Below are 13,166 nucleotides of genomic sequence, written 5' to 3'. Positions count from 1 at the left end.
CCCGGAAGCACGCTTCCGGGTTTTTGTTTGTCTATCCATTATGTTACTTGAATTTTTCTTCCAGAGCCACAGCCCGAACAAGCTCGCGTTGCAAACGCGCTTCTTCCTCGACCTTTGGCTTGGTGAAGCGTCCGAGCAGCAGATAGGCCACCGGCGTCACATACAGCGTGGCAATGGTTGCAAGGCCAAGACCGCCAACGATCACCCAGCCGAGCGCCACGCGGGCTTCCGCCCCGGCCCCGCTGGCCAGTATCAGCGGTACACCGCCAAGCACGGCGCAGATCATCGTCATACAGACCGGACGCAGGCGGATATTGGATGCTTCCTCCACCGCCTCGCGCACGCTCAGCCCCTTGTCGCGCAACTGATCAGCAAATTCGACGATCAGAATGCCGTTCTTGGCCATGATGCCGACCAGCAGCACAAGGCCGATCTGGCTATAGACATTGAGGCTGGTGCCGGTCAGCATCATCGCGATGACAGCGCAGCCAAGACCGAGCGGTACCGTCGCCATGACGATCAGCGCACTCACGAAGCTTTCAAACTGCGCCGCCAGCACCAGCAGAATGATGATGATGGCAAAGCCGAACACCATGGCAAGACCGCTGGAGGTTTCGCTGAGCGTCGAGGCTTCGGCCAGCGGAATGATATGGCTGCCCAGCGGCAGAAGCGGCGCGGCGATTTCCTGTGCTGCGGTGAAGGCATTGCCGAGCGCAAAGTCTGCCCGCAGGCCGGTGGTGATGGCCACCGAACGCTGGCGCGTTTCACGATCAAGCTGCGGCGGCACCGCCTTTTCAACGACGGTCGCGATGGACGACATCGGTACATAGCGACCGTCCGCCGCTTTCATGAAGATGTTTTCCAGATCGGTCGGGTCGTTGATCGGATTGGTGGTCGCGACGAATTTCACGTCGAAACTGCGGTCGCCCACATAGACCGAGCCGATCTTGCGCCCGTCCAGCACCGACTGCACGGCATTGGCGAGCCCAGTAATGTCGATGCCAAGATCGGAGGCGCGCTCACGGTTGATCTCGACGGAAAGCTGCGGTTGTGTCGGCTCCACCGAAAGGCGTGGCTGCACAAAGCGCGGATCTTTTTCCAGCGCGGCCACAACGGCCTGCGCGGCAGGCTGAAGCTTGGCGTAATCACTGCCGACAATGGCGAATTGCAGTCCGTTACCGGCGCCGCGAATACCGAGACTGTTCGGCTGCGTCGAGAAAATGCGCACGGCGGTAATGTTCTGCACCCGCTTGGTGATATCCGCCATGATCTCCTGCTGGCTGCGGTGACGCTCCTTCCATGGCGCAAGCGTCAGCACCATGAAACCATTATTGGAAGAGCCGCCGGAACCGGCAATGGCATAGGTGGTGACAATCTCGCCATCGTCGCGCAATGGCTGGATTGCCTCCTCGATCTTGTTGAGCTGCGATTGCAGGAAGTCAATGCTGATGCCCTGCGGGCCGTTGATACGCAGCACCGCCACGGCACGGTCTTCCGACGGCGTCAGTTCCTGACGGATCGTGCCAAAGACGGCAACCGATACACCGCCGAAAAGCAGTGCAACCAGCACAACGACCCATGGCGCGGCAAGACAGGCATGAAGGGTCTTGCGATAGAAACTTGCAAGCCCGCCGCCAATACGGCGCAGGAAAAGCGGACCATGCGCGCCTTCCGTCTCGCCGCTGCCTTCTTTCAGAAAGCGCGAGGCCAGCATCGGGCAAAGCGTCAGCGCCACCACCGACGACAACAAAACAGCAATCGCCAGCACGAAGCCGAACTCGCGGAACAACCCGCCCGCCTGCCCCGGCAAAAACGAAATCGGTACGAACACGGCAGCCAGCGTCAGCGTCGTCGCGATGACGGCAAAGAACACTTCCTGCGTGCCCAAAACGGCAGCGGCGCGCGGACCCATGCCCTGATTGCGCCGTCGCACGACATTTTCCAGCACCACGATGGCGTCATCGACCACAAGGCCGGTGGCAAGCACCAGCGCCAGCAATGTCAGAATGTTGATGGAAAAGCCGGCAAGATAGATTGCCGCGACGGTGCCGATCAGTGCCACTGGCATGGACAATGCCGGAATGAGCGTGGCGCGAATATCCCACAGGAACATGAAGATGATCGCCACCACGATGATCACCGAGGCGATCAGCGCGATCTCGACTTCATGGATAGCGCCGTTGATGAAGCTTGCATCATCGCTGGTAACGGTGATGTTGACCCCTGGCGGCAGGGTTTGCTGAAGATTGGCAACAGCAGCGCGGACGCCCTGCGAAATATCGAGCGTGTTGGACTGCGCCTGACGCACAATGCCCAGACCGATGGCCATCTTGCCATTGGAGCGCACTGCCGAACTTTCGACATCCGGCCCAAGCGTCACAGTGGCGACATCACGGATCTGCGTGCGGCCCTTGATATAGACATTCTCGAAATCTTCGGGCTTTTCCAGATTGGCCGTCGCACGCACCACGATGGCCTGATCGGAACTGCGCAGCGATCCCGCTGGCGCATCCAGCCCCATGGAATTGAGCGCAGTCGCCACATCGGCCAGCGTCAGCCCGTAGCTTGCAAGGCGCGCCTGATTGATGTCGATGCGGAAAATCTTGGCGCGGTCGCCGTTGATCTGCACATCGGCCACGCCGGGCACAGCCGACAGCACGTCCTGAATCTGGTCTTCGATCAGCACGGTCATGTCGTCCACGGACATGGTGTCCGATGTCACAGCCAGTCGCATGACGGGATCAGCATTCGAATCCGCCTTGATGATGCGGGATGGATCGGCTTCTTCCGGCACCGTATTGGCAACGCGTGAAATCGCATCGCGCATATCGGCGGCGGCAACATTGAGATCGACACCGTCGTTGAATTCGACCGTCACACGGCTGCGTTCAAAGGACGATGTCGAGGAAATCGACTTGACGCCGGACACGCGCGCAACGGCGTTTTCCAGCACCTGCGTCAGCTGACGGTCGATGGTTTCGGCGGACGCGCCGCTGAAATCCGTGCTGATCGTGACAACCGGACGATCAACATCGGGCAATTCGCGAATATCGACGCCGGTGAAAGCAGCAAGACCTGCCACGACAATCAGAACATTGATGACGAAAGCGAAGACCGGGCGACGAATGAAAAGCGCCGTCGAGCCGCCGCGCTCGGCGGATGATGATTTATGACTGCTCACCAGCGCCCCCTCAACCGGCTACAGGTTTTGCAGCCGCGGGATCGGCGCGGGCTGTGCCCTGCTCGTCCATCACGCGAACGGGTGCTTCATCACGAACGGTCTGGACCCCTTGCGTGACGATCATATCGCCCTGCTTGATGGGACCATCCAGAAGAATGCTGGTGGCATTGCGCTGCACGACCCGCACAGCGACCTTCTTCGCCAGACCCTCTTCGATACGCCAGATGTAAGAGCCGTCAGCGCCCCACTGGATCGCCAGCGGATCGACGGATGGAAAACGGCTGCCGGGGAAAAGCACCGTGACATAGAACGACATGCCTGCGCGCAAACGGTCTTCCGAATTGTCGACCTCGGCCCGCACATGCAAGGTGCGGCTTGCCTCGTCGATCATATTGTCAACGGCATTGATCGCACCCTTGTGGGTTTCACCCGGAAAAGCGGTTGTTGCCGCTGTCAGCGGCTGGCCCACCTTGATCTGCGGTGCAAAACGTTCGGGAACCCAGATATCGACCAGCATCTTGGAGCGGTCATCCACGCGCGCAATGGAGGTCTGGGCCGTGACATAGTTGCCCGCATTGACGGGCAGAATACCGACCACGCCGGAAATCGGCGAGCGCACCGTGCGGCGGCTCAAGGCAAGCTGCGCATCCTTCAATGCAAGCTGCGCATTGGCGACACCCAGTTCGGCTTCAACGGCCTGAACGCCGGTTGCCGTGTTCGTGGCTCTCAGGCGTTCGATACGCTGGCGGGTTGTCTCGGCATCTTTCAGAGCCGTTTCAGCCTTGGCGACGGCAATCGTCTCGGTGTCGGAATCAAGTTCTGCAATTGCATCGCCCGCCTTGACGGTGTCGCCGGCCTTGACGAAAAGCTTGTTCATATAGCCGCTGGAATAAGGCGTGATCGACACAGTGCTGAGCGCACGCGCGGAGCCGATGGCGGTCAGACGATTATTGATGGTTTCTTCGCTTGCCGGTTCGACGACGACCAGCGGCGCCCTCGCTCCGGATCTGGCAGCGGATTGCTGAGTGCGGGGCGCATCGGCGCCAGCAGCGGCGTTCTCCGGCGCTGCATTTTTCTGTTTATAGGCGTACCAGCCGCCCGCAGCGGCCAGAACAATAAGCAGGCAGACGACAATCTGCTTCCACGATTTCATTCAGCTCTCCGGCAGAACCCGTCCCATCGCTGCCCGACAGGTCCTGTCTTTTGAAAAATATACTTTTTTGCTCGACACGTCGAATGTCTGACCATTTGCGGCAACCATTCGACACAATGGTTACCGCCTGCCCATGACAGAGATTCGATGGAGAAATAGCTAACACTTCCCCATATTGCTTTTTTGCATCGCCTCTCATGAAGGTCGAATTAAATTTCCGTAATCCTTGCTGGCAATCTGTCGCCAGCTCAATTCAATCGATACAATAATGCCTGTTGGAAATCTGCTCCGCCACCATATATAGGAAGCTATATTTATTGCAGTCTCGAGACTCACAGGCATATTGGGCATATCGGGGCATATCGGACGCGCTGCATCGGCCAACAGCCCCAGACGCCGTCTATTTGGAATCAGGTTATGGCGGTTGTTGAAAAGACCATAGATCCGGGCGACATTCCGATGGAAACCGCCGCTCAGGGCACAAACGCGGACGATCGCACATCGCCTGCGCAATTCACGCGTCTGCGCTGGCAGAACCGTCTTTCCAGCAAACTGCTTCTGCTGATCGTGCTCGCCGTTCTCGTGGCGGAAGTTCTGATTTTCGTGCCGTCCATCGCCAATATGCGCCTGCGCTGGCTGACATCGCGCCTCGATACGGTGGGCGCGGTCAGCGAAGTGCTGGCAGCCAGCGCGAATATGGATGTCCCGCGCGCCATTCAGGACAAGGTTCTGCTCGTCACCGGCACCAAGGCGATTGCGCTGCGTGAAGCCGGCGCTTCTCGCCTCCTTGCCATGTCGGAAATTCCTGGCAAGATCGATCAGGTCATCGACCTCGACAATGTCAGTGAAGCCGCCTCTATATGGGACGCCTTCAGCACACTTTTCTCCGGCGGAGACCGAACGCTGCGCATCTATGGTTCGGTGTCGCCGACAAGCGCGCCCGGTCGGGTGATTGAAATCGTCACTTCCGATGCGCCCATGCGGCGCGCCATACTGCTTTATGCCCGCAACGTGGCCGTGATCTCACTGATTATATCCGTCATCGCCGCCAGCCTGATCTATCTCATTATTCATGAAATGCTGCTGCGCCCGGTGCGCATCATGCATCGCAACATGATCGACTTTGCAACGACGCCGGACAATCCGGCGCTCATTCTGGTGCCGGAAAACCGCAAGGACGAGTTCGGCATCGCCCAGCGGCAGATTTCCCACATCCAGAGCGATTTGCAGCGCACGCTGAAGGAACAGAAGCATCTTGCCGATCTTGGGCTTGCCGTGTCGAAGATCAATCACGACATGCGCAACATTCTGGCCTCCGCGCAATTGATGTCCGACCATCTGGCGGACGCCAAGGACCCGATGGTGAAGCGTTTCGCGCCCAAGCTCATCCGCACGCTCAGCCGTGCGATCAGCTATTCGGAAAGCGTCATCGCTTATGGGCGCTCGCAGGAAGCGCCGCCAAGGCCGCGCCGTGTCAACCTGCACGCCATCGTCACGGATGTGCAGGAAAGCCTCAATCTGGAAAGCGAGAGCGGCATCGAGTTCGACAATCGCATTCCAGACGATTTCGAACTGAACGTCGATTCGGAGCAGCTATTCCGCGTGCTCAGCAATCTGTGCCGCAATTCCGTGCAGGCGATGGAGCGCGACGATACCGGCGGCGCTGCGGCTGTAAAGCGCCTGACGCTCTCATCCGGACGAATCGGCACCACAGCTGTCATCGGCGTCGAGGATACGGGCCCGGGCCTGCCGCAAAAGGCGCGCGATAACCTCTTCACGGCATTCAAGGGCTCGACACGCAGCGATGGCACCGGACTGGGCCTCGCCATCGCGCAGGAGCTGATCCGCGCCCATGGCGGCAGTATCGAGCTTCGGGAAGACCGCCCAATCGGCGCGCATTTCGAGATTCGCCTGCCTGATTTGCCCGCGCAGCGTGAAAGAGAACAGACGCGGCGGGAGGAAACCGCCTGACTGGGGAAAAACCCCAGGGAAAACAACGGTGGAGAAGCCCGGAAAACCGGGCTTTGACAAGAAATATTCACATAACGGCATTTTTTTCTCAGAAGACGCTTGCATTTAGTAATGGGTCCGATTATCAACCGCCCATCGCCGCAGCGAGCGGCACAAAGGCAAGCACCCGTAGCTCAGCTGGATAGAGCACCAGACTACGAATCTGGGGGTCAGAGGTTCGAATCCTTTCGGGTGCGCCATTTCTTTTCAAGCATTTAGCGAAGATTTCAAGATAGACTGATCGACAGATCGGGCTTCGCTTTTTTGCTTATCCGACTTCAGATCGGAACACGTCCAATCAAAATCAGACTACTGAAATAGCTTCGGCTCGTCGTTTTCGATGCGCTGCTGAATGCAGCGACATGGCTGTGGGCGCCTACTCCACCGAATCCATAACGCACTGATATGTAACGCCTTGAGAGGTGATCGCGATTTTCGTCAAAGTCTCGAACGCGATTTCATAGCCCTCGCCCGCAAACTTGCTACCGGAAGCGGATGGTACCTTTTCAAGAAGACGGTCGCGGCTAAAGGCGCTCAATCGGATATGGTCAGGATCGTCAGGCGACGTGAAAACATCGATGACATTGTCATGGTCGCAGACATAAGAGATACGGTCCTGATCGGCCTCAGCGTGGGCCAGAGAGGGCATCAGGAATAAAACGGCACCGAACAGCCAACGCATGAAAACTCCCTCCTGAGACCCCGAAACGCGCCCCGCCCGAACGGCGCGAGCAAACGCCCATATCTTCCCGTTTAAGCACATCCTGTTTGAAAGCCGCTTCGTTCTTCGAACGATAGCTCACAATTGTATGCGCGATATTCTCACATAGCGAACTGCCAGCAATCAGCGCAAGGGAGCACAGAAGCGACCGATGCGAAAAAGCGGAACGAGCAAGCGCATTGCGCAAATATCAACGCCAGTCATGCAGCATTTTTTCTTGGAGAAGAAGTGGTGCCCGGAGGCGGATTCGAACCACCGACACGCGGATTTTCAATCCGCTGCTCTACCAACTGAGCTATCCGGGCATCCTGTAGCAAGCGCTTGGTCTTGCCGTGTGGCGGTGTTGGTGTCCGCCGGAAGTGGGTGGGTTATAGCATTAAATTTCGCGCTGTCCAGCACCGTATCGCATTTTTTATGCGCTTTTCTCACAGTTTCTCTAATGAATTGATTTCACAAGAGAAAAAGCGTCAAAAAGCCTAATTCTCACCCTCGTCCTCTTCGCCCAGAGGCTTGCCGGGGATGACATAGCTTCCCGAAAGCCAGCGATTGAGATCGATGCTTTTGCAGCGCGGCGAACAGAAAGGATAACTGTCACGCACCGAAGGCTTGCCGCATTCCGGGCAAGGGCGTGTCGGGCGCAGCGGCGTCACGCGGGCGCCTGCTGCTGCGGATATGTCCTTCTTGCCGTTCATGGCTTTAACCTTAAACTTTTCCGGTGCTCCAGTTGGCATAGACCGGATAATCACCGTCAGCCAGCAGGCTTACAGTTTCCTGGAGCGGCAGGCCGACTACATTGCTGTAGGAGCCAACCAGTTTGACGACAAAGCTGCCTGCAAGGCCCTGTATGGCGTAGCCGCCAGCCTTGCCGCGCCATTCCCCCGAAGAGAGATAGGCGTCAATCTGCTGGCGCGACAGGCGCTCGAAGCGCAGGCGCGTTTCCACCAGGGTCTGGCGCAGATTGCCGTTCGGCAAGATGAGGCAGACGCCCGTGAAGACCTTATGGGTGCGGCCCGACAGAAGACGTAAGCATTCACGCGCCTCATCGGCGGTTTCCGCCTTGGGCAGAATGCGCCGCCCAACCGCGACGACCGTATCGGCCGCGAGCAGGAAGGGTTTGGCAAAATTGGCGTCGCTCTTCAGCTGCGCCAGCGCCGCTTCCGCCTTTTCACGCGACAGACGGCGCGCCAGCGAGCGTGGATGCTCGCTACGCTGCGGCGTCTCGTCTATGTCGGCAGGCTGGATATGATCCGGCTCGATACCGGCCTGCCCCAGCAGTTCAATCCTGCGAGGAGACCCGGAAGCCAGAACCAGCTTGTGTTGCGCAACTGTCGTCAAGAACACCCCCGAAACGGCTGCCCGTGCGTGATAAGCTTACTTGAAGCGGTAGGTGATGCGACCCTTGGTCAGATCATAAGGGGTCATTTCGACCAGAACCTTGTCACCAGCCAGAACGCGGATGCGGTTCTTGCGCATACGGCCAGCCGTATGAGCGATGATTTCATGTTCGTTTTCGAGCTTCACGCGGAACATTGCATTCGGCAGCAGTTCCGTAACAACACCCGGAAATTCGAGGACTTCTTCTTTCGCCATGCGATACCTGTTTCTTTCTTCGATAAAAAGCGTCCGAAAATGGACTCTAATCCTAAATTTGGCCGGAACCTATATGATTAGGCGGCATTTGTGAACAACGGAATTCCGTGAACTTATTTCGGGCTGAAACGCTGCAAAATCTGCGTCTTCAACCGATCCCGCACATCGCGATAAGCATTCATGATCTGCTCGCGGCTGCCGGTGACCAGCGTAGGGTCCGGCGTCGGCCAATATTCCACATCCACGGAGAAACCGCGCATGCGCTCCAGCACCGTGTGGTGGGCAAGCGGTGTCAGCGTTACGATGAGATCGAAATAGCCGTCGGCCAGTTCTTCAATGCCCCGCGGCTGGCGGTCGTCGAGCGAAAGCCCCTCTTCCGAAAGCACGGCATCCACGAAAGGATCGCGTTCGCCCCGTTTCACACCTGCGGAAGCCACATATATATTGGGTGGCAGCAGCTTTCTTGCAAGAAGTTCGGCCATTGGCGAGCGGATCGCGTTCTTGCCGCAGACGAAAAGCAGGGATGACGGCAGTTTCTGTTTCGGGCCCACATCGCCCTCTCCATCATCCTGCGCGCTCACGACATCAACAGCGACCATGCAGGCTCAACCTCGCCAATGCAGCACGCAGACAAGCGTGAACAGTCGCCGCGCCGTGTCGAAATCGACTTCGATCTTGCCCTTCAGCCGCGCCTGCAAGGTTTGCGACCCTTCATTATGCAGCCCGCGTCGCCCCATATCGATGGCTTCGATCTTGCTTGGCGTGGCCGAGCGGATCGCCTGATAATAGCTTTCGCAAACCAGAAAATAATCGCGCACCACGCGGCGCAGCGGCGTGAGCGACAATATATGCGTCGCCACATCGTCCCCGCTTTCACGGCTGATGGCAAAGATCAGCCGCGTTTCCATCAGCGAGAGTTTCAGCCTGTAGGGACCGCCGGTCTCGTCGCCAATCGGGTGAAAGGAATTCTCTTCGATCAGATCGAAAATCGCGACCGCGCGTTCATGCTCGACGTCAGGCGTCGACCGCCCGATGGATTCATCGAGTTCGACATCAACAAGACGGGCATTGGGAACGCCAGCGGTCATGATGCCTCATAGATTGAGCCGGATGGCGACGGATTTGGCGTGTGCGTCAAGACCTTCGGCACGCGCGATTTCGATGGCAGCAGGGCCAAGAACCCGCAACTGATCCGGACCGAGCTTCAGAAGCGAGGTGCGCTTCATGTAATCAAGCACGTTCAGGCCCGACGAGAACCGGGCCGAGCGCGCCGTCGGCAGCACGTGATTGCAGCCGCCGACATAATCGCCGATCACTTCCGGCGTGTGCGCGCCGATGAAGATGGAACCGGCATTGCGGATTTTCGGCAGCAGCGCTTCCGGATCAGCAACGGCGATTTCCAGATGTTCGGCAGCAATACGGTTGGCGAGCGGAATCGCCGCCTCGAAATCCTCGACCAGAATGACCGCGCCGAAATCGCGCCAGCTTGCGGTAGCAGTCTGGGCGCGCGGCAGCGTCAGCAACTGACGCTCGACTGCCGCTTCCACATCCTTCGCCAGCGCTTCGTCATTGGTCATGAGAATGGATTGCGCGGCGGTATCATGCTCTGCCTGCGCCAGCAGATCGGCAGCAATCCAATCCGGATTGTTGTCCTTGTCGGCAATCACCAGAACTTCCGACGGGCCGGCGATCATATCGATACCGACGACACCGAACACAATGCGCTTGGCCGCCGCGACATAGGCATTGCCGGGGCCGACAATCTTGGCGACCGGCTTGATGCTTTCCGTGCCATAGGCAAGCGCCGCAACAGCCTGTGCGCCGCCAACGCGATAGATTTCCGAAACGCCTGCCAGACGCGCAGCAACCAGCACCAGCGGATTGAGAATACCGTCAGGTGCTGGAACAACCATGACGATGCGCTCGACCCCTGCCACCTTGGCAGGCACGGCATTCATCAGGACGGAGCTTGGATAGCTCGCCGTGCCGCCCGGCACATAAAGGCCGACCGCCTCGATTGCCGTCCAGCGCGAGCCAAGTTCTACGCCGAGCGCATCGGTGTAACGGTCATCCTGCGGCAACTGCCGTGCATGGTGGCGCTCAATCCGCTCATGCGCCAGTTTCAGCGCCTCGACGGTGGATGCGGGTGCAACCTCGAAAGCCGCATCGATTTCAGCTTCCGTGACGGCAATGCCAGTCTTTTCCAGATCGATGCGGTCAAAACGGCGCGAATAATCGATCAGCGCCGCATCGCCTTCGCGGCGCACGCGCTCAACAATTTCGCGGGCTGCGCGGTCTACATCGGCCGAAACTTCGCGCTTGCCGGACAGGAAGGCCGCGAATTGCTGTTCGAAGTTCGGATCGGTTTGTCTGAGCGTCGTGACCACGCTTGTATTCCTTTAAATAGTCCAGATAAGAGCAACCGTCCGCGTGACAGCAGACGCGATGCATGGAAGATTCATCTCATACGCCGTGACGCGGGAGCGATTCCGTTTCCCAGGCCGCACCCAGATCCGTCAGCTGCGCTTCGATGCATTCCACCGAAAGACGGATAGCGGCATTTGCCGAGAATGTCAGTTCTATTGTGCCCGCCGGCGCTTCGCCGGGGACAAAACCGATGGTCAGCAGCGACAGGACGTCGTCCTGTTTCTGACGGTCAATGCCAGTGGCCTTGGCGGCGGTGACGCGGTTGAAATGCAAAGCGGCGCGGCGGCGCTGATATTGCGGCTTGCGCAGGAATTTCGGGCGCGCCTCTTCCCAGACGAAGCGGTTCGCCGTCAGAACGAAGCGTTGTTCCCTGGCGACATATTGGAGGTCGGAGACTTTGAGAACCGCGTCCTGAAGATGGGCGGACAGGACCTGCAAATCCTCTTCATCCAACGCCACAAGCTTCAACATATCCATGGTCCGCACCGACTTCCTGTCATGTTCAAAACAACCGCCCAACATCGCATCCAGATCGGCGACACGGGTGGTTCACGAAGCAACTTTGCTCAATAGTTTGAGACAACTTTGCCCAATAACTTTGCATGTCGGCAGAAAAAAATCGACAGGCTTTTCAAGCCTGTGATCAATCAGCGTGCCAGAATGAAAAAGCCGGAACCTGATTTAAGTTCCGGCCCTTGCCGATTATCCACTGATGCGTTCGACATTCGCGCCGCAACGCGAAAGCTTTTCTTCGAGACGCTCGAACCCGCGATCCAGATGATAGACGCGGTTGACGACGGTTTCGCCTTCGGCGGCAAGACCGGCAATAACCAGCGAGACCGATGCGCGCAGATCGGTTGCCATGACCTGAGCGCCCTTGAGGCGTTCCACGCCCTCAACGGTCGCGGTCTGGCCAGACAGCGAAATCTTCGCGCCAAGACGCGCCAGTTCCTGCACATGCATGAAACGGTTTTCAAAGATCGTCTCGGTGATGTGCGACGTGCCCTTGGCCTTGGTCATCAGGCCCATGAACTGCGCCTGAAGGTCGGTCGGGAAGCCCGGGAACGGATCGGTCGTAACATCGACCGGATGAATACCATGGCCGTTGCGCACAACGCGCAGGCCGCTATTGGTCTCGGTGATTTCCGCACCGGCCTGACGCAGCGTGTCGAGCGCCGACGAGAGCAGGCTTTCCTGCGCGCCTTCGAGCAGCACGTCACCGCCGGTCATGGCGACAGCCATTGCATAGGTGCCGGTTTCGATGCGGTCAGGAATAACGCGAACGCGCGCGCCGGAAAGGCTGGTCACGCCCTGCACGTGGATCGTGCCGGTGCCGGCGCCCGTGATCTTCGCGCCCATTGCATTGAGGCAGTCGGCAAGATTGACGACTTCCGGCTCACGCGCCGGGTTTTCGATGATCGTTTCGCCCTTGGCGAGAACAGCGGCCATCAGCATGACATGCGTTGCGCCGACCGAAACTTTCGGGAAGCGATAGCGGCCACCGACAAGCCCGCCCTTCGGCGCACACGCCTTGGCATAGCCGTTTTCGATGTCGATTTCGGCACCCAGCGCCTGAAGGCAATCGAGCAGCAGATCGACCGGGCGCGTACCAATGGCGCAGCCGCCCGGCAGCGACACGGTTGCTTCGCCCATACGCGCCAGAAGCGGGCCAATCACCCAGAAGCTTGCGCGCATTTTCGAGACAAGCTCATAAGGCGCAGTTGTATCGACGATGTTGCGGGCCGTGAAATGGATGGTGCGGGAATAGGCGCCGTTCTGATGCTCGCGGCGGCCATTGACCGAATAATCGACGCCATGATTGCTGAGGATGCGGATCAGCTGCTCGACATCGGCCAGATGCGGCACATTTTCGAGCGTCAGCGTATCGTCGGTCAGGAGAGAAGCGATCATCAAGGGCAAAGCGGCATTTTTTGCGCCCGAGATCGGAATGATTCCATTCAGCTTATTACCGCCGACGATTTTGATGCGATCCATGCTGTTTCCCCTTCTGGGCCGGGGCTTGCCCCCGGTAATCGATTTGAAGCCGTTGGAACGCGTTTCGATCGGGATAATCGGATCAGCAT

General features: G+C 58.5%; 12 protein-coding genes and 2 tRNA genes. 2 read left to right on the top strand and 12 right to left on the bottom strand.

The window, feature by feature from the left end:
- Positions 1–43 precede the first annotated feature (43 nt).
- Together FGI60_RS15570 and FGI60_RS15565 are read right to left on the bottom strand one after the other, a co-directional pair.
- A complete protein-coding gene (locus tag FGI60_RS15570; RefSeq protein ID WP_138785972.1) occupies positions 44–3,181 on the bottom strand; it encodes an efflux RND transporter permease subunit in 3,138 nt (1,045 codons plus the stop codon).
- 10 nt (positions 3,182–3,191) lie between these two features.
- Positions 3,192–4,334: an efflux RND transporter periplasmic adaptor subunit gene (locus FGI60_RS15565; RefSeq protein ID WP_138785971.1), complete on the bottom strand. Its 1,143-nt coding sequence runs from the start codon at positions 4,332–4,334 to the stop codon at positions 3,192–3,194.
- 417 nt (positions 4,335–4,751) lie between these two features.
- Between FGI60_RS15565 and FGI60_RS15560 the strand changes: the two genes are divergently transcribed.
- Positions 4,752–6,305 carry a sensor histidine kinase gene (locus FGI60_RS15560; protein WP_138785970.1) on the top strand — a complete coding sequence of 518 codons (1,554 nt, stop codon included), beginning with the start codon at positions 4,752–4,754 and terminating at the stop codon, positions 6,303–6,305.
- A 162-nt stretch (positions 6,306–6,467) separates the two neighbouring features.
- A tRNA-Arg gene (locus FGI60_RS15555) sits at positions 6,468–6,544 on the top strand.
- A 176-nt stretch (positions 6,545–6,720) separates the two neighbouring features.
- On the opposite strand, the gene FGI60_RS15550 is transcribed toward FGI60_RS15555, so the two are convergent.
- The 10 genes from FGI60_RS15550 to murA form a co-directional block, all read right to left on the bottom strand.
- Positions 6,721–7,026 carry a hypothetical protein gene (locus tag FGI60_RS15550; protein ID WP_138785969.1) on the bottom strand — a complete coding sequence of 102 codons (306 nt, stop codon included), beginning with the start codon at positions 7,024–7,026 and terminating at the stop codon, positions 6,721–6,723.
- Between the two features lie 268 nt (positions 7,027–7,294).
- Positions 7,295–7,370 (bottom strand) — tRNA-Phe (locus FGI60_RS15545).
- A 171-nt stretch (positions 7,371–7,541) separates the two neighbouring features.
- On the bottom strand, positions 7,542–7,757 hold the full coding sequence (gene yacG / locus FGI60_RS15540; RefSeq protein WP_138785968.1) for a DNA gyrase inhibitor YacG: 216 nt from the start codon (positions 7,755–7,757) through the stop codon (positions 7,542–7,544).
- Positions 7,758–7,767: 10 nt separating this feature from the next.
- On the bottom strand, positions 7,768–8,400 hold the full coding sequence (locus FGI60_RS15535) for a Maf-like protein (protein WP_078338109.1): 633 nt from the start codon (positions 8,398–8,400) through the stop codon (positions 7,768–7,770).
- A gap of 36 nt (positions 8,401–8,436) precedes the next feature.
- On the bottom strand, positions 8,437–8,655 hold the full coding sequence (gene infA / locus FGI60_RS15530) for a translation initiation factor IF-1 (protein WP_002965531.1): 219 nt from the start codon (positions 8,653–8,655) through the stop codon (positions 8,437–8,439).
- Between the two features lie 113 nt (positions 8,656–8,768).
- Positions 8,769–9,254: an arsenate-mycothiol transferase ArsC gene (locus tag FGI60_RS15525; protein WP_078337870.1), complete on the bottom strand. Its 486-nt coding sequence runs from the start codon at positions 9,252–9,254 to the stop codon at positions 8,769–8,771.
- Between the two features lie 6 nt (positions 9,255–9,260).
- The gene (locus FGI60_RS15520; protein ID WP_078337869.1) at positions 9,261–9,743 is read right to left on the bottom strand and encodes a UPF0262 family protein; all 483 of its coding nucleotides are present in this window, start codon (positions 9,741–9,743) and stop codon (positions 9,261–9,263) included.
- Between the two features lie 6 nt (positions 9,744–9,749).
- A complete protein-coding gene (gene hisD, locus FGI60_RS15515; protein WP_138785967.1) occupies positions 9,750–11,042 on the bottom strand; it encodes a histidinol dehydrogenase in 1,293 nt (430 codons plus the stop codon).
- Between the two features lie 76 nt (positions 11,043–11,118).
- Positions 11,119–11,559 (bottom strand): DUF2948 family protein, encoded by a 441-nt coding sequence (locus FGI60_RS15510; RefSeq protein WP_138785966.1) that lies wholly within the window; start codon positions 11,557–11,559, stop codon positions 11,119–11,121.
- Between the two features lie 225 nt (positions 11,560–11,784).
- On the bottom strand, positions 11,785–13,077 hold the full coding sequence (murA, locus tag FGI60_RS15505) for a UDP-N-acetylglucosamine 1-carboxyvinyltransferase (RefSeq protein ID WP_138785965.1): 1,293 nt from the start codon (positions 13,075–13,077) through the stop codon (positions 11,785–11,787).
- Positions 13,078–13,166: the final 89 nt, after the last annotated feature.

Origin of the sequence: Brucella haematophila (assembly GCF_005938105.1) — a bacterium.
In the GTDB taxonomy this organism is placed as follows: Bacteria; Pseudomonadota; Alphaproteobacteria; order Rhizobiales; family Rhizobiaceae; genus Brucella; species Brucella haematophila.
The sequence above is the reverse complement of the archived record's forward strand: the minus strand, read 5'-3'. Positions and strand labels throughout refer to the sequence as shown.

Bases quoted from the DNA above. Each gene is read 5' to 3' on its own strand.
- FGI60_RS15565 (WP_138785971.1), bottom strand. From the start codon at position 4,334: ATGAAATCGTGGAAGCAGATTGTCGTCTGCCTGCTTATTGTTCTGGCC.
- FGI60_RS15560 (WP_138785970.1), top strand. From the start codon at position 4,752: ATGGCGGTTGTTGAAAAGACCATAGATCCGGGCGACATTCCGATGGAA.
- FGI60_RS15550 (WP_138785969.1), bottom strand. From the start codon at position 7,026: ATGCGTTGGCTGTTCGGTGCCGTTTTATTCCTGATGCCCTCTCTGGCC.
- yacG (WP_138785968.1), bottom strand. From the start codon at position 7,757: ATGAACGGCAAGAAGGACATATCCGCAGCAGCAGGCGCCCGCGTGACG.
- infA (WP_002965531.1), bottom strand. From the start codon at position 8,655: ATGGCGAAAGAAGAAGTCCTCGAATTTCCGGGTGTTGTTACGGAACTG.
- FGI60_RS15525 (WP_078337870.1), bottom strand. From the start codon at position 9,254: ATGGTCGCTGTTGATGTCGTGAGCGCGCAGGATGATGGAGAGGGCGAT.
- FGI60_RS15520 (WP_078337869.1), bottom strand. From the start codon at position 9,743: ATGACCGCTGGCGTTCCCAATGCCCGTCTTGTTGATGTCGAACTCGAT.
- FGI60_RS15510 (WP_138785966.1), bottom strand. From the start codon at position 11,559: ATGGATATGTTGAAGCTTGTGGCGTTGGATGAAGAGGATTTGCAGGTC.
- murA (WP_138785965.1), bottom strand. From the start codon at position 13,077: ATGGATCGCATCAAAATCGTCGGCGGTAATAAGCTGAATGGAATCATT.